This is a genomic window from Nonomuraea maritima (genome assembly GCF_900100395.1).
GTDB lineage: Bacteria > Actinomycetota > Actinomycetes > Streptosporangiales > Streptosporangiaceae > Nonomuraea > Nonomuraea maritima.
In genome coordinates this window covers 178,175-196,934 of record NZ_FNFB01000001.1, presented here as the reverse complement: position 1 = coordinate 196,934, position 18,760 = coordinate 178,175, and the positions used below count along the sequence as shown (strand labels likewise).

16 protein-coding genes are annotated in these 18,760 nt (G+C 72.2%); 8 read left to right on the top strand and 8 right to left on the bottom strand.

The features are described 5' to 3' along the window. The first annotated feature begins 10 nt into the window (after window positions 1-10). Window positions 11-991, top strand: a complete 981-nt coding sequence (gene egtD / locus BLR04_RS01030; protein ID WP_090758574.1) for an L-histidine N(alpha)-methyltransferase — start codon at window positions 11-13, stop codon at window positions 989-991. A 200-nt stretch (window positions 992-1,191) separates the two neighbouring features. Next, the gene (gene egtE, locus BLR04_RS01025) at window positions 1,192-2,325 is read left to right on the top strand and encodes an ergothioneine biosynthesis PLP-dependent enzyme EgtE (RefSeq protein ID WP_245739938.1); all 1,134 of its coding nucleotides are present in this window, start codon (window positions 1,192-1,194) and stop codon (window positions 2,323-2,325) included. Window positions 2,326-2,441: 116 nt separating this feature from the next. On the opposite strand, the gene BLR04_RS01020 is transcribed toward egtE, so the two are convergent. After that, a complete protein-coding gene (locus tag BLR04_RS01020; RefSeq protein ID WP_090758572.1) occupies window positions 2,442-4,340 on the bottom strand; it encodes a S41 family peptidase in 1,899 nt (632 codons plus the stop codon). A 215-nt stretch (window positions 4,341-4,555) separates the two neighbouring features. Here BLR04_RS01020 and BLR04_RS01015 point away from each other — a divergent pair, with 215 nt between their 5' ends. Together BLR04_RS01015 and BLR04_RS42675 are read left to right on the top strand one after the other, a co-directional pair. Beyond that, complete coding sequence (locus BLR04_RS01015) at window positions 4,556-5,923, top strand: L-lactate MFS transporter (protein WP_245739936.1); 1,368 nt, start codon at window positions 4,556-4,558, stop codon at window positions 5,921-5,923. Next, entirely contained in the window at window positions 5,920-6,027 is a 108-nt protein-coding gene (locus BLR04_RS42675; RefSeq protein WP_425413418.1) for an MFS transporter small subunit, read from the top strand. Before BLR04_RS01015 ends, BLR04_RS42675 begins: the two co-directional genes overlap by 4 nt. Here the strand turns inward: BLR04_RS42675 and BLR04_RS01010 are convergent. From BLR04_RS01010 to BLR04_RS01000, 3 genes are read right to left on the bottom strand one after another with little or no spacing between them, the layout of a single operon-like run. Then, the gene (locus BLR04_RS01010) at window positions 6,008-6,643 is read right to left on the bottom strand and encodes a TetR/AcrR family transcriptional regulator (protein ID WP_176902875.1); all 636 of its coding nucleotides are present in this window, start codon (window positions 6,641-6,643) and stop codon (window positions 6,008-6,010) included. The two genes, BLR04_RS42675 and BLR04_RS01010, sit on opposite strands and share 20 nt — an antisense overlap. 30 nt (window positions 6,644-6,673) lie before the next feature. Then, window positions 6,674-8,263, bottom strand: coding sequence for a flavin-containing monooxygenase (locus BLR04_RS01005; protein WP_281191293.1), 1,590 nt, complete (start codon window positions 8,261-8,263; stop codon window positions 6,674-6,676). After that, window positions 8,260-9,174, bottom strand: coding sequence for an alpha/beta hydrolase (locus BLR04_RS01000; RefSeq protein ID WP_090758568.1), 915 nt, complete (start codon window positions 9,172-9,174; stop codon window positions 8,260-8,262). Before BLR04_RS01000 ends, BLR04_RS01005 begins: the two co-directional genes overlap by 4 nt. Window positions 9,175-9,341: 167 nt before the next feature. Between BLR04_RS01000 and BLR04_RS00995 the strand changes: the two genes are divergently transcribed. Then, a complete protein-coding gene (locus tag BLR04_RS00995) occupies window positions 9,342-10,193 on the top strand; it encodes an FRG domain-containing protein (protein WP_090758566.1) in 852 nt (283 codons plus the stop codon). Between the two features lie 15 nt (window positions 10,194-10,208). Here BLR04_RS00995 and BLR04_RS40390 read toward each other — a convergent pair whose 3' ends face one another. Next, window positions 10,209-10,535: an STAS domain-containing protein gene (locus tag BLR04_RS40390; protein WP_176902874.1), complete on the bottom strand. Its 327-nt coding sequence runs from the start codon at window positions 10,533-10,535 to the stop codon at window positions 10,209-10,211. Window positions 10,536-10,824: 289 nt separating this feature from the next. Between BLR04_RS40390 and BLR04_RS00985 the strand changes: the two genes are divergently transcribed. Then, window positions 10,825-11,241 carry a proteasome activator gene (locus tag BLR04_RS00985; protein ID WP_090758564.1) on the top strand — a complete coding sequence of 139 codons (417 nt, stop codon included), beginning with the start codon at window positions 10,825-10,827 and terminating at the stop codon, window positions 11,239-11,241. Between the two features lie 33 nt (window positions 11,242-11,274). On the opposite strand, the gene BLR04_RS00980 is transcribed toward BLR04_RS00985, so the two are convergent. From BLR04_RS00980 to BLR04_RS00970, 3 genes are all read right to left on the bottom strand, one after another. After that, window positions 11,275-12,489 carry a site-2 protease family protein gene (locus tag BLR04_RS00980; RefSeq protein ID WP_090758562.1) on the bottom strand — a complete coding sequence of 405 codons (1,215 nt, stop codon included), beginning with the start codon at window positions 12,487-12,489 and terminating at the stop codon, window positions 11,275-11,277. A gap of 87 nt (window positions 12,490-12,576) precedes the next feature. After that, the gene (locus BLR04_RS00975; protein WP_090758560.1) at window positions 12,577-13,692 is read right to left on the bottom strand and encodes an acyltransferase family protein; all 1,116 of its coding nucleotides are present in this window, start codon (window positions 13,690-13,692) and stop codon (window positions 12,577-12,579) included. Between the two features lie 65 nt (window positions 13,693-13,757). Then, window positions 13,758-14,618 (bottom strand): aldo/keto reductase, encoded by an 861-nt coding sequence (locus tag BLR04_RS00970; RefSeq protein ID WP_245739934.1) that lies wholly within the window; start codon window positions 14,616-14,618, stop codon window positions 13,758-13,760. A gap of 122 nt (window positions 14,619-14,740) precedes the next feature. Between BLR04_RS00970 and BLR04_RS00965 the strand changes: the two genes are divergently transcribed. Together BLR04_RS00965 and BLR04_RS00960 are read left to right on the top strand one after the other, a co-directional pair. After that, complete coding sequence (locus tag BLR04_RS00965; protein ID WP_090758558.1) at window positions 14,741-16,579, top strand: glycoside hydrolase family 15 protein; 1,839 nt, start codon at window positions 14,741-14,743, stop codon at window positions 16,577-16,579. Then, window positions 16,576-18,759, top strand: coding sequence for a SpoIIE family protein phosphatase (locus BLR04_RS00960; RefSeq protein WP_090758555.1), 2,184 nt, complete (start codon window positions 16,576-16,578; stop codon window positions 18,757-18,759). The genes BLR04_RS00965 and BLR04_RS00960 overlap by 4 nt, the downstream gene beginning before the upstream one ends. The last annotated feature ends 1 nt before the right edge of the window (window position 18,760 follow it).

The following is an 18,760-nucleotide window of genomic DNA, read 5'->3' as shown; positions in this document are numbered from 1 at the left end:
GGGAGGCCTCATGGCTGTGAGCCGTACGCCCGTCAAAGTGATCAACCACCTCGACCGCGACCACCTCCGGCAGGCGCTCGAACACGACGTCACGACCGGCCTCACGGCCGCGTCGAAGTGGCTGCCGCCCAAGTGGTTCTACGACCGGACCGGCAGCGAGCTGTTCTCCCGCATCACCAGGCTGCGCGAGTACTACCCGACCCGGCGCGAGCTGTCCATCCTGCGGCAGCGGTCGGGCGAGCTCGCGGCGGCCAGCGCCGCGGACACGCTCGTCGAGCTCGGCTCCGGCACCAGCGAGAAGACCGTGCTGCTGCTGGAGGCGCTGAAGTCGGCCGGCACCCTGCACGGCTACACGCCGGTGGACGTGGACGCCGTCACGCTCGAGTCCGCCGCCCGGCGGCTGTCGGTGACCTTCCCGCTGCTGGACATCCGGCCGGTGTGCGCCGACTTCGAATGCCACCTCTCGCGGCTGCCGCAGAACGGCCGCCGCATGGTGGCCTTCCTCGGCGGCACCATCGGCAACATGGAGCCGGCCTCGCGCGCGGTGTTCCTCAAGGAACTGCACGCCGCGCTGCGGCCGGGGGAGTCGTTCCTGCTGGGGGCCGACCTGGTCAAGGACCCCGCGCGGCTGGTCGCCGCCTACGACGACGCCGAGGGCGTGACCGCGGAGTTCAACAGGAACGTGCTGCGGGTGATCAACCGCGAGCTGCGGGCCGACTTCGAGCCGGAGGCGTTCACGCACGTGGCGGTCTACGACGAGCGCCACGAGTGGATCGAGATGCGGCTGCGGGCGACCCGCCGCATGCGGGTCTGGGTGGACGCGCTCGGGCTCGCGGTGCACTTCGCCGAGGGGGAGGAGCTGCGTACGGAGATCAGCGCCAAGTTCCGCCTGGAGGGGCTCCGCGCGGAACTGCAGGCCGCCGGCCTACGCGTCCGCCGCCACTACACCGACCCCGACGGCGACTTCGCCCTGCTCCTGGCCGCCCGATGACACCGCTCCCCCGGCCCGCGCCGCCTCCGGCCGCGGCGCATGAGACCGCGGCGCATGAGACCGCGGCGCATGAGACCGCGTCGCATGAGACCGCGGCGCATGAGACCGCGTCGCATGAGACCGCGTCGCATGAGACCGCGTCGGAGGGGGCCGCCGCGTCCGTTGGGGTCGCGTCTGTCGGGGGCGCGGCGCGTGAGGCGGTGGCTGAGGTCGGGGTGCTGTGGCGGGCGGCGCGGAGTGTGATGCCGGGTGGGCACCTCGACGCGGCCGGGTGCAACGTGCCGAGCGACAGGACGCTCGCGGCGGTCGTGGCGCAGCTGCGCGGGGAGCGGGAACGCGGCGGTTACGCCGCCGCGCCCGACCTGGCCGAGCCGCGCGCGGCGCTGGCCGCGCTGGTCGGCGCCGCGCCCGCGGACGTGGCGTTCACCGAGAGCGGCACGGCGGCGATGGCGGCGCTCCTCGGCGGGTGGCACCTGCCCGCGGGCAGCCGCGTCGGCCACGCCCGCACCGAGTACGGCGGCACCGTCATGCTGCTGCGCCGCCTGGCCGCCAGGAACGGGTGGCGGCTCGTCGAGCTGCCCGTGGACGGCGACGGCCGCCTCGACCCCGACGCCTTGCGGTCCCGGCTCGCCAAGGGGCTGGACCTCGTGGTCGTCTCCCACGTCGGCTCGCACAGCGGCGTCGTGCAGCCGGCGCAGGAGCTCGGCGCGCTGTGCCGCGCGGCGGGCGTCCCGCTCGTCCTGGACGTCTGCCAGTCCCTTGGCCACGTGGACACCGGCGGCGTCGGCGCGGCCGCGTACGTGGGAACGTCCCGCAAGTGGCTCGCCGGCCCCAGAGGCGTCGGCTTCGTCATCGCCGCCACCGCCGTACCGATGGACGCGGCGGTTCCCACGCTCGGCGGGCACCGCTGGGACGGCGGCCAGGTGACGCCGCGGCCCGGGGCGGCGCGCTACGAGACGTCGGAGGGGCCGATGGCGGCGAGGGCAGGGTTCGGCGCGGCGGTCATGGAACACCACGCGCTCGGCCCGCACGCCGTGCACGCCCACCTGGCTGCCCTCGGGCGTGTCGCCCGTGACCTGCTCGACGGGGCAGGGGGCTGGCGGGTGACCGAGCCCCGTGACGAGCCGTCCGCGCTCGTCACGCTCCTGCCACCGCCCGAGGACACCGTCGACCGCGCCGCCGCCCGAGCGGCCGAGGCGTCGCTGCTCGTCTCGGCCATCCCCGCAGAACGAGCCCCCCTGCACCTCAGCCAACCCCTGCTACGCGTCTCCCCGCCGCCTGGCACCGGAGAGGAGCCCGTGCGCGCCCTGGCCCGCATCCTGGCGGCCGGCTAGCCGGTGCCCGACGGAGAAGCGCGAGGCGGGGAGACGCGGACGCGCCACTGCGAGGCTCCCCGCCGCCGGGCATCGGTGGGGAGCCCCTCCAGCGGCCGGCCGTTCGCGGGTGGGGGTCAGCCGATGATGACGGTGCGCGCGGCCACCAGGTCGCCTGCCTGGTAGGCCTCCACGCGGACCATGCGGGCCGACCCCACTCCCGGCACGGGCACCGTGACCTCCTGTGCCGTCACGTCGTGCGACGCGCGCGGCCGCCCGTCCACGTACACGTCGACGCGGTCCACCAGGCGGGTCGTGAGGGTCAGCTCGTCGGCGCCGACCCGCACCTCGAGCCCGCGTACGGGCCGCGCGGCGAGCAGCTCACCGGCGCGGGCGAGCAGGTCGACGTTGCCCTCAAGGACGTCGCGGCGGGTCATCCTGTGCCGGTGGTCCGGCACCACCCCGAGGTCCTCGACCGGCGTTCCTGCCCGGCCGTGCACCCGCAGTGTGCGCCGGATCGACGCCCGCATGTTCGCCCCTCCTGGCAGCGGCAGGTACGGGTTGGCCGGGTCGGGCGACGGCGACTCCATCAGCAGCTTGAGCAGCTGGTGCGTCCACACGTTGGCGCCGCCCGCGCCGGTGTTGTCGTCCACGCCGAGCACGTCGCCGATGCCGTGGTCCTGGAACCCGGCCGCGAAGATGTCGGTCGCCGAGTAGCAACGGGCGTCGGTGACGAGCACGACGGGCCCGAAGTACTGCTGTCCGATCGCGTTCGCGGCGGACGTCGGGGTGATGGGGAAGCCGCCCGAGTAGACCGAGCCGGTCTCCAGCGCCTGGTTCATGGACGGGCACCACGGCGCGAGGTCGACCACGCCGGTCGGGTTCTCCTGGTGACGGTCGCACAGGCGCACGTTGAGCGCGGTCGTGACGAACTGCGCGGGCTCCGGCGTGATCGGCTTCGGTGTGAGCGTCTGCAGCAGGAACTCGGCCGCGTGGATGTGGCCGCCGCCGTTGCCGCGGACGTCGAGGACGAGCCCGTCCTGGGGCAGCAACCTGGCCAGCCGGACGAACTCGGCGACGAACTCGCCAGGGTCGTTGACGTTGAAGCTGAACACGCGAAGATGGCCGAACGTGCCCGACGGGGTGACGATGCTGCGGGCCCGGAAGATCGACGGCATGTGGCTCGGCACCTCGGCGCCCGGCTCGGCGGGCTCGGCGGTGAGCGCGGCGCCGTGCACGGTCTCGTGGGTGGTGGCGACCGCGGGCACGTACAGCTTCCTGACGGCCCGGCCGACCTCGTCGCCGGCGAGGTCGAGGCCCTGGGCGACGGCGGCGGAGGTGAGCCGGTCGGCGTTCACGAAGGACGGCAGGTTGTCGGTCACCCGCCACTGCTCGCGCAGCTCACGGACGATGCCGTCCGCGCCGACGTACGTGAGCACGACCCACGACTCCTCCGGCGGCACGTGCAGGACGAGCGGCCGGATGGTGAGCGACTCCAGCCCGCGCGCGTGGCGGGCCGCCGGGTTGCCGCCCGCGCACCGGTCGGCGTTCACCTCGACCGCCCGGTCGATCGGCACCCCGTTCCAGTGCGTCACCTCCACCCCCGGCCCGAACCCCGGCGCGGTGAAGCCCTCGACGGTCAGCGTCACCACGTAGTGGCGCTCGTCGCCCTCGTGATACTCCTCGATCAGGTACGGCAGGTAGGCGACCTTCCCGGCGTACGGCTCGGGCAGCAGGTAGTTGGTGTGCAGGTCGCGGACAGAGTTGAAGATGTCGGACAGTTCGGCATGGAAGCGCCATTCCGGGCCCATCGTGGCGGGGGTCTGCCCGCCCAGCCGCTGCGCGAGCAGGCGCAGCCGCTGCACGGGGTTGACCGCGTGCATGGCCTCCTTCAGCGGCCGGTGGGCGTAGTTCTGCTCGATGAGGATCAGCGCCTGCTGGACGAGGACTCTGCGGTCGTCGAGCAGCAATGTGTCGGCTGTGCGCAGGAAGTCCTGGAGTTCCTGCTTGGCCACCCCACCTGCGGGTTCGGTCATGTCGGCGCCCCCTCCGGTCGTCGTCCGCGTCTTTGCGTAACGGCACGCTCTCACGGAGTGGGGCCCGCCGCGACGGGAACCACCGGGGGGAATCGAAGTCTGGCGGAAGGGCGAACCCCGCGGTAGTTGACCGTTCATCGACCAGATAGAACCGCTCGCCGTAAACATCGATGCCCAAAAAAATACGGCATACGGTATGTGTTACCCCTGTGCCCGTGGCAAACAGAGGATTCCTCGGCCGTTCTCGCATCGTGGCGGCGCCTGGCTGGAGCCGTTGGCTCGTCCCGCCCGCCGCGCTCTCCGTGCACCTGGCCATCGGCCAGGCGTACGCCTGGAGCGTCTTCAAACCGGCGCTCGAAAAAGCGCTCGATCTCACCGGCACCCAGAGCGCGCTGCCGTTCCAACTGGGCATCGTGATGCTCGGCCTGTCGGCCGCCTTCGGCGGCACGCTGGTCGAACGCAACGGGCCCCGCTGGGCCATGTTCGTCTCGATGACCTGTTTCTCCTCCGGCTTTCTCATCTCGGCGCTGGGCGTGCTCCTCAGCCAGTACTGGCTGGTCGTGTTCGGCTACGGGTTCGTCGGCGGCATCGGGCTCGGCATCGGCTACATATCCCCGGTCTCGACACTGATCAAATGGTTCCCCGACCGCCCGGGCATGGCGACGGGCATCGCCATCATGGGCTTCGGCGGCGGCGCGCTCATCGCCTCGCCGTGGTCGGCGCAGATGCTCGCCTCGTTCGGCTCGACCACGAGCGGCATCGCCACCACCTTCCTCGTGCACGGTGTCGTCTACGCGGTCTTCATGACGATGGGCGTGCTGCTGGTCAGGGTGCCGCCCGACGGCTGGACGCCGAAGGGCTGGACACCGACGGCGGTCAAGAGCCGCGCGCTGATCACGACGGCCGACGTCTCGGCCCGCAACGCCATCCGCACCCCGCAGTTCTACTGCCTGTGGGTGGTGCTGACCTGTAACGTCACGGCGGGCATCGGCATCCTGGAGAAGGCCGCGCCGATGATCACCGACTTCTTCGCCGGCACGACGGTCGCCGTCGCGGCGAGCGCCGCCGCCGGGTTCGTGGCCCTGCTGTCGCTGGCCAACATGGCCGGGCGCTTCGTGTGGTCCTCGACCTCCGACCTGATCGGGCGCAAGAACATGTACCGGGTCTACCTGGGCGTCGGCGCGCTGCTCTACCTGGTGATCGCCCTGGCCGGCAACGCCTCCAAGCCGCTGTTCATCATCTCCGCGCTCGGCATCCTGTCCTTCTACGGCGGCGGGTTCGCCACCATCCCCGCGTACCTGAAGGACCTCTTCGGGACGTACGAGGTGGGCGCCATCCACGGCCGGCTGCTGACCGCCTGGTCCACGGCGGGCGTGCTCGGCCCGCTCATCGTGAACGCCGTCGCCGACGCGCAGGAGGCCGCGGGACGCTCAGGCCCCGCCCTCTACACCACGTCGCTGTACGTCATGATCGGCCTGCTCGTCGTCGGCTTCCTCGCCAACGAGCTGGTACGGCCGGTGCACGAGAGATTCCACGAGCGGCCCCGTGAGACGCCGCTGACGGAGAAGGGACAGGTCGTATGAACCGGCGCACCGGGCTGATGGTGCTGGCGTGGACCTGGGTCGGCGTGCCCTTCGCGTACGGCGTCTTCGAGCTGGTCATGAAGCTCACCCAGCTGTTCGCCTAGCGGGCGGGTAGAGCGCGACGGCGGCGGTGAGGACGAACGCCGTGACGTCCTCGACGTACTGGTGGCTGCGGGCCGTCATCTCGGGCCGCAGCTCCTCCGGTGTGGCCAGCACGTGGTTGAGCAGCCCGCCCACCAGCGTGTCGAGGATGAGCGTCGGGGAGGCGCGCTCGCCCAGCTCGCCACGTTCGATGGCGCGGCGGATGATCGCGCGCGCCTCCAGCACCCGCGAGCGCCGGAGGCCCGCTGCCAGCTCGGCGAACTGCTCGGGGCAGGCGCGGGCCTCCACGTGCAGCCGCAGCCCGGCCAGCCCGTACGGGCCGAGGTAGTAGGCCATCATCGCGTGCGCCAGCGCGCGCAGGTCCTCCCGCAGCGTGCCGGTGTCGATGGTGCCGTCGGGCGGCGCCAGCGCCTGCTCCAGGGCGTCGGCGACGAGCCGTTCGCGCGTCGGCCAGCGGCGGTAGAGCGCCGCCTTGCCGATGCCGGCCCGCCGCGCCACCGCGTCGAGGGTGAACTTCGCCCAGCCCAGCTCGGCGTAGAGCTCGACGGCCGCCCGCAGCGCCTTGCGGTCGACCTCGGCGTCGCGGGGGCGGCCGGGGCCGGCAGCGGGTCCGGACACGTGACACCTCCTGAGGGAGCAGATCCGCGGTCAGGACGAGAGCAAGAAGCCCTCGTACCCGTCGGCCGCCACCTGGTCGCACTTCAGCCGGTACGCCCCCACACCCCCGACGTACGGCATGAAGACCCGCGGCTTGCCCGGGATGTTCGCGCCCATGTACCAGGAGTTCGCCTGCGGGTAGAGCGTGAACCGGGAGACCTCGTCGACGTGCGCCGTCCAGTTCTTCTCGGCCTGCGGGTCGGCGTCGATGGCGGCGACGCCCCGCTCGTGCAGCCAGGCCACGCAGTCGGCGATCCAGTCGACGTGCTGCTCGATCGAGACGATCATGTTGCTCAGCACGGACGGGCTGCCCGGCCCGGTGATGGTGAACAGGTTGGGGAAGCCCGCGCTCATGAGCCCGAGGTACGTGCGCGGCCCGGCCTCCCATTTCCGCTTCAGCGACAGGCCGCCCCTGCCGGTGATGCCGAGCCCGAGCAGCGGCCCGGTCATGGCGTCGAAGCCGGTCGCGTAGACGATGACGTCCACCTCGTGGTGGGCGGCGGCGGTGCGCACGCCGGTCGGCGTGATCTCCTCGATCGGGTCGGAGCGCACGTCCACGAGGGTGACGTCCGGCCGGTTGTAGGTGGCGAAGTAGCCGGTGTCGACGCAGATGCGCTTGCTGCCGATCGGGTGGTCGCGCGGCATCAGCAGTTCGGCGGTCCGCGCGTCGCTGACGATCTCGCGGATCTTGCCGCGGACGAACTCGGCCGCCAGCTCGTTGGCCCTGGGGTCGATCGCGATGTCGGTGAACGCGCCGAGGAAGGGGATGCCGCCCCTGGCCCAGCGGGCCTCGAACTCCCGGGTGCGCTCCTCCTGCGTCACCTCCAGCGCCGGCACCGTGCCGGCGGCCCCGAGCAGGCCGGTCATCGACTCGCGCATCTGCCGCCGCAGGTCGGGATAGTCGGCCTTGACCTGGTTCTGGTACTCCGGCGTCAGTGGCCGGTTGTGCGCCGGCACGCTGAAGTTGGGGGTGCGCTGGAAGACCGTCACGTGTTCGGCCTGGTCGGCGATGACGGGGATCGACTGGATGCCGGAGGAGCCGGTGCCGATGACGGCCACCCGCAGCCCGGAGAAGTCGACGCCCTCGTGCGGCCACCGGCCGGTGTGGAGGCTCGCGCCGCCGAAGGTGCTCGCGCCGGGGAAGTCGGGGACGCGGGCCGCCGACAGGCAGCCGACCGCGGTGATGAGCCGGCGGGCCGCCACCCGCTCGCCGCCGTCGGTCTCCACCCGCCACAGGTGGTCCGCCTCGTCGTAGGCCGCCCCGGTCACGCGGGTGCCGAACGTGATGTCGCGGCGCAGGTCGAAGCGGTCGGCCACGTGCTCGGCGTACCGGAGGATCTCGGGCTGGGAGGCGTAGCGCTCGCTCCACTCCCACTCCTGCTCCAGCTCCCGGTCGAAGGAGAAGGAGTACTCCATGCTCTCCACGTCGCAGCGGGCGCCCGGGTAGCGGTTCCAGTACCAGGTGCCGCCCACGCCGTCGCCGGCCTCGAAGACGCGTACGGAAAGGCCGAGGCCGCGCAGCCGGTGGAGCATGTACATGCCGGAGAACCCGGCGCCGACGACGATCGCGTCGAACCTCACGAGAGCCTCCTCCGTACGGCGGCCGCGACGGTGTCGATGGCCCGCGCGCTCGCGGGCAGCACGTTGACCAGGGTGAAGAAGGCGTGCATCTGGCCGGGGAAGCGCTCGGACTCGACCGGCACCCCGGCCGCGCGCAGCCGTTCGGCGTACGCCTCGCCCTCGTCGCGCAGCACGTCGTGCTCGGCGGTGAGCACCACCGCGGGCGGCAGGCCGGACAGGTCGGCGGCCCGCAGCGGCGAGGCGTCGGGGTGCGCGCGGGCGTCGGGGTCGGGCAGGTAGTGGTCCCAGAACCAGATCATGGTGTCGCGGGTGAGCATGAGCTGGTTCTCCGGGTCGCTGTAGGAGGCGTTGTCCAGGTCGCAGTCGGTGACCGGGTAGACGAGCACCTGCAGCGCGATCGCCGGGCCGCCCTCGTCCCTGGCGCGACGGGCGACGACGGCCGACAGGTTGCCGCCCGCGCTGTCGCCCGCCACGACGATCGGCAGCCCGGGGTGGCGGGCGGCGGTCCAGTGCAGCGCCGCGTGGGCGTCCTCGACGGCGGTCGGGAAGCGGTGCTCGGGGGCGAGGCGGTAGCCGGGGAGCACGACCGTGCAGCCGGTGAGGTCGGCCAGCTTGCGGGCGAGGGTGTCGAACTCGTCGATGGCGCCGATGACCCAGCCGCCGCCATGGTAGTACACGATCACGCCGCGCGGGTCGCCGGCGGGCGTCAGGACCCGGGCCGGGAACGACCCGCCGTCGCCCGAGGCGATGGCGACGTCCTCGACGTGTGCCATCTCAGGGCCGGGACCGTACAGCTCGCGCAGGACCACGCCCATGGCGCGGGCCTCCTCGGGGCTCGATTCGTGCAGCGGCCTACCGCCTGCCTCGGCCAGCTGCTTGAGGAACTGGGTCGTCGCGTCGTCAAGGGACATGGAAATCGTCACCTCACCGGAGGGGCGCGGAGGGGGTGATGTGTCTCACCCTCGGTGTGCCCTCAACGTAGGATGCGTCCCCCGGCGCGTCAATGGACGATTGCCGTCCGATACTGCTCGCAGGTCCGGAAGGTGTGGAGCGGGCCGCCTCGGGCACCGGAGCATCGATGAGGGCAGTGACGGTGTGGTCGTGGCGCGAGCTGGACGACGCGATCGGCGACGCGGGCCGGTCCCACGGGTTCCACGCGCACTCGACACTCGTGTTCCGGGGGCTGGCCCGGAGCGGTTACTCGCACACCTCGGGGCTGGCCCGGCTGCAGGGGGACTACGCGGGGGTCGAAGCCCATCTGATCCGGAATTTTCGGAAATATGCCCATCGGCAGGCGCCGGGGCCGACCCTCTGGGACTGGCTGGCCCTCGGCCAGCACCACGGCCTGCCCACACGGCTGCTCGACTGGACGTTCTCGCCGTTCGTGGCGCTGCACTTCGCGACCGCGTCCTGGCCGGAGGACGACGGGCTGCTGCTCGCCGTGGACAGCGCGGGCACGCACCGGCTGCTGCCTGAGCCGCTGCGGGCGTCGCTGCGGGAGGAGAGGGCGCTGCTGTTCACCACGGAGATGCTCGCGGTGACCGCCCCCGACCTGCACGCCTTCGACCGGCTGGGCGCCGGCCTGCCGCCGTTTCTCGCCTTCTTCGAGCCGCCGTCGCTGGACGAACGGGTCGTCAACCAGTCGTCGGTGCTGTCGGCGCTGTCGTCGGCGACGTACCAGCTGGAGGAGTGGCTGGGGGAGCACCAGGACCTCGCGCTGTCGTGGGTGATCCCCGCCGGGGTGAAGGCGGAGATCCGGCAGCGGCTCGACCAGGCCAACATCACCGAGCGGATGCTCATGCCCGGCCTCGACGGCCTCGCGGACTGGCTGCGCCGCTACTACTCACCCGGCAGCATCGCCTACGGCGACGCCACCGGGGGCGCGTCGATGGCCGACCAGGACAAGCCCGCGCCGCCGGACAACGGCTGACCGGCCGGTACGGCGTCAGGCGTCGGAGGTGGCGAAGCGCCTGTCGAGTCCCGTCATCCGCAGCAGGCGGGTCATGCGGGGCCGCAGGCCGCGCAGCACGAGCCGTCCGCCCGTCTCCTCGACCCGGTTGGCCGCCCAGATGAGCGCGTTCAGCCCCGAGGAGTCGCAGAAGTCGATGTCCTGGAGGTCGATCACGACGTGCGCCGGCATCGGGTCGGCCATCGCCTCGGCCAGCCCCGCACGGAACTGCTCCACCGAGGCGAGGTCGAGGTCGCCGGCGGCCCTGAGCACGCTCGCGTCGTCATGCCGCGTGACGATCCAGGAAAAGCCGGTCGGGTCCATGACTCCCACTCCAGTCTCACCGTCGAACGGCCCGCCCACAGCTTTGCACAGTGCAAGGAACCGTGGAAGTGTGTGCGCGCCGACAGTGTACGTGTACGAATGCGGACAGTGGTGCAACAACGCACTCATGGGGCGTCGCGGGGCGACAGGGCCCGGATCTGGCACACGACGCCGTCCCTCGCCCGCGACCGGCCGGGACGGCTCCGTGGGGTGAGGCGGGCGTGCGTGGGCAGAGGGGTCGAAGACCGCGCCATCGGGCGGAAGCGCACAGGCACGAGGACACCGGCACATGACTTCGACACCCGGCTCGTCACCGTCGGACCGTCCAGAAGCGGCCGAGCCGTCGCGGGAGTCAGGCGAGCGGGAGCAGATCATGGAGCCCGCGCGGCTGCTGCGGATCAGCAACATGGCCCGCGCGCTCCTGGCCGAGATCCGCGCCCTCCCGCTGGACGAGCACGCCCGCGAACGCCTCAGGCACGCCCACGCGCGTGCGGTGGAGGAGATCGGCCACGCGGTGGGGCCCGAACTCCGCGAGGAGCTGGAACGCCTGCTACCCCGTACCGGCGGCCCGTTCACCGAGGCGGAGGCCCGCATCCTGCAGAGCCAGCTCGTCGGCTGGCTGGAGGGCGTCTTCCATGGCATCAAGGCCGAACTGAGCCTCCGCCAGATGACCCCCCGCAAACCCACCGACCCGACCCCCCGGTGAGCACGGCCGGCGCGCGCCCCCAGCCGGCTGCCGTCACTTGGGGCCGATGCCGTGGTGGTGGTGTCTCGGTGGGGGTTGCTGGGGGACCGTGAGGTCGGCGCCGCGGGGGCGGCCGTACGGGTCGGTGGCGCGCAGGCCGGCGGTCGCGACCACCCGGCTGATGTCGCTGGGCGTCAGCAGGCCGATCAGGCGCATGTCCGGGGCCAGGACCACCGCGCGGCCGTCGGCGCAGCCGTACATCCGCTCCAGCAGCTCCAGCAGCAGCTCGTCGGGCCGGGCCTGCGGCACGTCGGCCGGCGGGCAGGCGATGTCGCGCAGGGTGGTGACCGCGCGGTCGGCCGGGTCGACCTCGCGGATGCGGTTGAGCGTCACGAGCCCGGAGAACACGCCCCGCTCGTCCACCAGCGGGTACGTCGACAGCCGCCGCCGCAGCACCACCCGGTCGATGAGCTGGGTCACGGTCTCGTCCGGATGGGCGGTGACCGGCGGCCCGGACATCACGTCGCGCACGCGCAGTCCGTACAGCGTCGAGCCGAGCTGGGTGTGCTGCTCCTCGGCGCTGGCCGCGTTGACGAGGAACCACCCGATCAGCGCGAGCCACAGCCCCTGCAGACCGCCGGTGACCACCTCCACGAACCCCAGGGCGATGAGCACGTACCCGAAGAGCCGGCCGGCGCGCGCGGCGGTCAGCGCCGCCCTGGTGCGGTCGCGCCAGCGCGCCCACAGGGCGGCGCGTAGCACGCGCCCGCCGTCGAGCGGCGCGGCGGGGATCAGGTTGAACACCGCGAGCAGGACGTTCACCGCGGCCAGGTAGGCGAAGATCCCCGCGATCAGCGGCGTCCCGGCGACCGCGGAGAACAGCCACGCGATCGCGCCGAACACCACGCCGCACACGATGCTCGCCACGGGCCCGACGACAGCGATCTTCAGGTCGGCGCCCGGCGAACGCGGTTCACCGCGCAGCTCGGCCACCCCGCCGAGCAGCCACAACGTGATCCCGGACACTTCGATGCCGTTCCGCCGCGCCATCATGGCGTGCGCCAGCTCGTGGGCGAGCAACGACAGCAGGAACAACACGGCGCAGACAAGACCGGCGACCAGGTACACACCCGGCGAGTGGCCGGGGAAGACCCTGGGGAACCGTCCATAGGCGAGCCCCAGCACGAGGATCGCCACGATGACGAGCACGCTGACGTTGAGCCCGACCCGCACGCCGAAGATCGAGCCCAGAGAGATCGAGGAACGCATGCTTCCTCCCGCGAATCGCGTCACCGGGTCCTTACCCCAGCAACGCGGCAGGTCACGCGAGGGAACGGACGAATGCCCACATACCGGTCACCCGGCGGTCCGGCGGATCAGCCGGCCGCCGATCCGCCGGCCCGGCGCCTCGATCAGGACGTACGTCACGACGCTCAGCGGGATCAGGACCGCGTAGAACAGCGCCAGGTTCGGCACCACGTGGAGCAGGATCGGGTGCAGGAGATAGAGGGAGAAGCTGATCACGCCGAGCTGCGGCAGCGGACGCGGGAACTCCCGCCCCCGCAGCGCGAACGCCGCCGCGAACGCGGCGAACGCCAGCAGCAGCGCGGGCGCCCAGCCCGGGTCGTCCTTGGCCGGCAGCCCGCACGCCAGCACGGCCGCCACCGCGAGAAAGGCGTGCCGCCAGGGGATCGTGCCCTGCTCGGCCCGGTAGACGGCGGTTCCCGCGAACATCGTGGCCAGGATGATCACGCCCTGCCAGGTGCCGCCGCGGCTGCCCAGCACCACGAGCGCCACTCCGAGCAGCCCGCCGCCGACCGCCGCGACCATGCGGACCCGGTCGCGCCCCAGGACGGTCGCCGCGACGGCGGCCATGACGGCGAGGCCGAGCAGCGCGGCGGCCAGGTCGGCGCGCCCGCCGATCGTGGCGCGCGGCAGCAGCAGGCCGAGCGGCACGGCCGCCACCGCGAGCCCGGTCGCGATCACCGCCGACCGCTGTTCGCTCCGCACGGCGAACAGCCCCACGCACATCAGGTAGAACGCCATCTCGTACGACAGCGTCCAGGTGACGTTGATGAGGGCGGGCAGGTTGAGGAGTTCCTGCAGCATCGCCAGGTTGCCGAACGCGACCAGCGGCGGCGGCCGGTCGGCGAGGCCGGGCGGCGGCAGCGCGCCCACCCAGGTGAGCACGAGCACCAGGCCGAACGCGGCCAGCAGCAGGGGCAGCAGGCGGAAGGCGCGTCCGGTCCAGAACGCGCGCAGGTCGCCGCGACGTTCCAGCGAGGCCGGGATGATGTAGCCGCTGACCAGGAAGAACACGAAGACGCCCCAGGTGCCGACGTCGATGCGGCCGTCCACGACCGCCCAGAGACCAGGGACGAACGACCAGCCCGCGTGGTGGAGGGTCACGGCCAGCGCCGCCGGCCCCCGCAGGGCGTCCAGCCAGGCCAGCCGTGCGGGGGTGGGGGACATTCGTGGCAGTCTAGGACATTCGCCGGCCCGTACCTGTAGCCGTGGCACCGTCCTGACCCCTTCCGTCAGCCGTTCAGACGGGCCAGTTCGTCGTCGTCCAGCTCGAGGCGGGCCGCGGCGACGGAGTCGAGGATGGTCTCAGGCCGGCTCGCGCCAGGGATGGGGATGACCACGGGGCTGCGGGCCAGTTCCCAGGCGAGGCAGATCTGCTGCGGCGAGACGCCGCGCGCCGCGGCGACCTCGGCGTAGACGGGCGCGATGCTCCCGGTGCGGCCGACGCCGCCGAGCGGCGACCACGGCAGGAACGCCAGGCCGAGCTCCTCGCACACGTCGATCTCCGGCTCGCTGGAACGGAAGCCGGGGGAGTACTTGTTCTGCACGCTCACCAGGCGGTCACCGAGGATCGAGCGGGCCAGCCTGATCTGCGCAGGGTCGGCGTTCGAGATGCCGACCCGCTGGATCTTGCCGGCGTCGTGCAACTCCTTCAGCGCCCCCATGCTCTCCTCGTACGGCACCTGCGGGTCGGGGCGGTGGTGCTGGTACAGGCCGATGCTGTCCACTCCGAGCGCCTTGAGCGAGCCGTCGCAGGCGCGCTTCAGGTGCGCAGGGCTGCCGTCCACCTCGTAGCCGCCGGGGGTGCGGACGTGCCCGCCCTTGGTCGCCACCAGCACCGAGCCGGCGTCGCCGCCCCACAGCGACAGGGCGCGGGCGACCAGGCGCTCGTTGTGCCCCACCTCGGCGGGGGAGGGGCAGTACACGTCGGCGGTGTCGACCAGCGTCACCCCGGCGTCCAGGGCGGCGAGGACGGTGCGGACCGAGCGGTCCTCGCCGGGCATGTGGCCGGCCACCGACATGGGCATGGCGCCCAGCCCGATGGCGCCGGCCCTGAGGTCGCCGAGGGTGCGGGTGGGGATGGGGGTGTGCATGGTGACCATCGTGGCGCGTGAAGCGCATTCAAGGTCAAGTGTGGCCGTGATCTACGAAGTCCTGCTGGTTCCTTGACGTCCAGCAGGCGTGGAGCCTGCTGATCGTTGCCTATTTTGGTTGCATGCGGACAAATGGGATTCGGGACAGCCCTGGTGACTGCCGATACCTGCCGATCGGCGAGCACGGCCTGATTGGTGACCTTCGCACGGTCGCGCTCGTCGGCACCAACGGCACCATCGACTGGTACTGCTGCCCGAGGTTCGACTCGCCCAGCGTGTTCGGCTCGCTGCTGGACGCCGACAAGGGCGGCGCGTTCGAGCTCTGCGCGGACATCCCCGCGACCACGAAGCAGTTCTACTTCCCTGACACCAACGTCCTCATCACCCGGTTCTTCGCCAGTGACGGCGTGGGCGAGATCCAGGACTTCATGCCGATCCCGGAGGACGCCCAGGAGGCGGACCGGCACCGGCTCATCCGCCGCGTCTCCTGCGTGCGCGGCGCGATCCCGTTCCGTGCCAGAATCGCCCCTCGCTTCGACTACGCCCGCCAGCCGCACACGGTGCAGCAGGACGGCTCGCGCATCACCTTCGCCTCGCCCACCCTCACGCTCGCGCTGTTCGCCAGCGTGCCGCTCGAGACCGACGGCCAGGACGTCTGGAGCCGGTTCACGCTGCGCGAGGGTGACTTCGCGGTGTTCGCCCTCGACCGCGTCGGAGGGAGCGTCGAGCCGCGCGGATGCCCCGTCGAGGAGGCCGAGAAGGAGTTCGGCGACACCGTCCGGTTCTGGCGCCAGTGGCTGTCGCGTTCGCGGTACCGGGGCCGGTGGCGGGAGGTCGTCCACCGCTCCGCCCTCACCCTGAAGCTGCTCACGTACGCCCCGAGCGGCGGCATCGTCGCAGCGCCCACGACCAGCCTCCCCGAGCAGCTGTACGGCCCGCGCAACTGGGACTACCGGTACGTGTGGGTCCGCGACGCCGCGTTCTGCGTCTACGCCCTGCTCCGGCTCGGCTTCGTCGACGAGGCCGAGGCGTTCATGGGCTTTCTGTCCAAGCACGTGTCGCTCGCCTGCGACGCCGACAACCCCGCCCCGCCCCTGCAGATCATGTACGGCATCGACGGCCGGGAGGACCTGCCGGAGCAGGAGCTGAACCATCTGGAGGGCTACCGGAAGTCCGCGCCCGTAAGGATCGGCAACGCCGCCGCCGAACAACTCCAGCTCGACATCTACGGAGCTCTCATCGATTCGATCTACCTCTACAACAAGTGGGGCCGGCCGATCTCCCACGACCGCTGGCAGGAGGTGTGCACGCTGGTCAACTGGGTCAGCAACAACTGGGACCAGCCCGACGAGGGCATCTGGGAGACCCGTGGCGGGCGCAAGAACTTCGTCTACTCGCGGCTGATGTGCTGGGTCGCCATCGAGCGCGCGATGCGGATCGCCGGCCAGCGCGGCCTGCCCGCCGACATCGTGCGCTGGCGGCAGGCGCGCGACACGATCTACCGCGACATCATGCGGCACGGCTGGTCGGAGCCGCTGCAGGCGTTCGTCCAGCACTTCGACGACGAGGTCCTGGACGCTTCGATCCTGATGATGCCGCTGGCGAAGTTCGTCTCGCCGACCGACCCCCGATGGCTGTCCACCCTGGACGCGCTCGGCGACGGGCTGGTGTCCGACTCGCTGGTCTACCGCTACGATCCGCTGGCCAGCCCCGACGGGCTGGAGGGCCCCGAGGGCACGTTCTCCATCTGCTCCTTCTGGTACGTCGAGGCCCTGGCCCGCGCGGGCCGCCTCGACGAGGCCCGCCTGGCCTTCGAGAAGATGCTGACCTACGCCAACCACCTCGGGCTCTACGCCGAGGAGATCGGCCACACCGGCGAGCAGCTCGGCAACTTCCCGCAGGCCATCACCCACCTCGCGCTGATCAGCGCCGCCTTCAACCTCGACCAGGCCCTCGGATGACGTCTGACCCCGGCGGCGCCGTGAGAGGCGGCCAACCGCCCATGGGCAACGCCTTTCCCCGGACCTGGAAAGCCACGTGGGGCCTGCGCCCCGACCTCGCCGCCCGGCCGTCCCGCGAGCCGGCCGTAGGCGGCCTGTCGGGCAACGACATGATGGGCGACATGGTGGGCGACGGCTCGTCCGCCGTCTACATGATCGACGCCGAGGGTGTCATCATCGGCTGGAGCCCGTCCGCCGAGGAGCTGTTCGGCTACCGGGCCGCCGAGGTCGTGCACCGGCCCAGCGGCCTGCTGCTGGGCGGCGACGGCGAGGCGGGCATGCGGGCCTGGCTGAGCGCGTACGGCGACGACGACAGCTGGGCCGGGATCACCGAGCTGCGCCATCGCGACGGCAGCCCGATCGCCGTGCGCCACGAGGGCGACCGCTTCTCCGGCGGGGCACGCGAGGGCTGGGTCATGCGGGCGACCCCGCTGTGCGACCTGGCCGAGCTGAGGGGCTCGCTGCTGGAGTCGCTCGTCGGTCACATCCCCGTCGCCATGGCCGTCTGGAACCTCGACCTGCGGCTGGTCTGGCTGAACAAGGCGGCCGAGCGCCTGCGGAACGTCTTCCCGCACTACGAGCTGGGCCGCTCGCTGGACGAGCCCCTGCCAGGCGTCGACGTCGAGGTGCCCCGCCGGGCCATGCGGCGGCTGCTCGCCGACGGCACGCCGCAGCTCGACCGCGAGACCCGGTGGAAGGCGCCCGACGGCAGCGAGGCGCGCACGCTGTCGACCTCGGTGTACCGCCTCGACGGGCTGAACGGCCGGCCGCTGGGCATCTGCACCATGGCCATCGACATCTCCAGCAGCGTGGCCCGCGACCAGCTGGCCGTCATCCGGGAGGCCAGCATCCGGGTCGGCACCACGCTCGACATCAGGAAGACGGCGCAGGAAATGGCCGACCTCGCCGTGCCCGCGCTGGCCGACTTCATCACGGTGGACCTCGCCGAGTCGGTGCTCCTGGACGAGGACGCCCAGCAGCGGCCGCAGGGCGACGGGCCGCGCGTCCCCGTGTTCCGCCGGGCGGCCGTGGCCTCCGGCCGCGACGGGCTGCCCGAGTCGGTCCACGCGGTCGGAGAACCGATCTTCGTGGGCGAGGACTCGCCGGTCGCGCGGGCCCTCGCCACGGGCAGGCCGCACTGCGAGTGGGTGTTGGACAAGTCGCCCGGCAACTGGCTGGCGGGCGACCGCCGGCGGGCCAGAGTCGTCATGGACACCGGGATGCACAGTCTGATGGTCGTCCCGCTGCGGGCCCGTGGCGAGACCCTCGGCACCACCCTGTTGGCCCGCCATGACAACCCGGTGTCGTTCACCCCTGACGACCTGGTCGTGGCCGAGGAGCTCGCCACCCGTGCGGCGCTCAGCCTGGACAACGCGCTCCGGTACACCCGGGAGCGCACCACCGCCCTCGCGCTCCAGCGCGACCTCCTGCCGCGCAACCTCCGGGGCGGCAAGGGCGTGGAGGTGGCCTCGCGCTACCTGCCGTCCGGCACCCGTGGCGGCGTCGGCGGCGACTGGTATGACGCGATCCCGCTCGAGGACGGCCGGACGGCGGTCGTGGTCGGCGACGTGTCCGGCCACGGCATCAACGCCGCCGCCGCGATGGGACGCATGCGCACCGCCATCCGCGCCCTCGCCTCCGTGGGGATGTCCCCCGAGGAGGTCCTCGCCCACCTCGACGACCACGTCGTACGGCAGGCCCAGGAGAACGGCGTCGTCGACGGGCTGCCGATCACCGTGATCGGGGCCACCTGCGTGTACGCCGTCTACGACCCGGTCACCCGGCGGTGCGTCATGGCCGCGGCGGGGCACCCGCCACCCGTGCTCGTGGACCCGTCGGGCGAGGCGCGTCTCGTCGACCTGCCCAGCGGCACCCCGGTCGGCCTCGGCTTCGGCGCCTACCAGGCGGTCGAGCTCGACCTCGCCCCCGGCAGCACGCTCGCCCTCTACACCGACGGCCTCATCGAGACCCGCGAGAGGGACCTGGACGCCGGCATGGAACGGCTGCGTACCGTCCTGGAGGGGTGCTCGCGGCCGCTGGAGAGCGCGTGCGCCGAGGTGATCGAGGGCATGGTCGGCATGGTCGGCGGGCGGCCCGCCGAGGACGACATCGCCCTCCTCCTGGCCCGTACGCACGCCTGAT

What these genes read in the sequence shown, in the direction of transcription:
- egtD (WP_090758574.1), top strand. Translation starts at nt 11, where the DNA reads ATGGCTGTGAGCCGTACGCCCGTCAAAGTGATCAACCACCTCGACCGC.
- BLR04_RS01020 (WP_090758572.1), bottom strand. Translation starts at nt 4,340, where the DNA reads ATGACCGAACCCGCAGGTGGGGTGGCCAAGCAGGAACTCCAGGACTTC.
- BLR04_RS42675 (WP_425413418.1), top strand. Translation starts at nt 5,920, where the DNA reads ATGAACCGGCGCACCGGGCTGATGGTGCTGGCGTGGACCTGGGTCGGC.
- BLR04_RS01000 (WP_090758568.1), bottom strand. Translation starts at nt 9,174, where the DNA reads ATGTCCCTTGACGACGCGACGACCCAGTTCCTCAAGCAGCTGGCCGAG.
- BLR04_RS00995 (WP_090758566.1), top strand. Translation starts at nt 9,342, where the DNA reads ATGAGGGCAGTGACGGTGTGGTCGTGGCGCGAGCTGGACGACGCGATC.
- BLR04_RS40390 (WP_176902874.1), bottom strand. Translation starts at nt 10,535, where the DNA reads ATGGACCCGACCGGCTTTTCCTGGATCGTCACGCGGCATGACGACGCG.
- BLR04_RS00985 (WP_090758564.1), top strand. Translation starts at nt 10,825, where the DNA reads ATGACTTCGACACCCGGCTCGTCACCGTCGGACCGTCCAGAAGCGGCC.
- BLR04_RS00980 (WP_090758562.1), bottom strand. Translation starts at nt 12,489, where the DNA reads ATGCGTTCCTCGATCTCTCTGGGCTCGATCTTCGGCGTGCGGGTCGGG.
- BLR04_RS00975 (WP_090758560.1), bottom strand. Translation starts at nt 13,692, where the DNA reads ATGTCCCCCACCCCCGCACGGCTGGCCTGGCTGGACGCCCTGCGGGGG.
- BLR04_RS00970 (WP_245739934.1), bottom strand. Translation starts at nt 14,618, where the DNA reads ATGCACACCCCCATCCCCACCCGCACCCTCGGCGACCTCAGGGCCGGC.
- BLR04_RS00965 (WP_090758558.1), top strand. Translation starts at nt 14,741, where the DNA reads ATGCGGACAAATGGGATTCGGGACAGCCCTGGTGACTGCCGATACCTG.
- BLR04_RS00960 (WP_090758555.1), top strand. Translation starts at nt 16,576, where the DNA reads ATGACGTCTGACCCCGGCGGCGCCGTGAGAGGCGGCCAACCGCCCATG.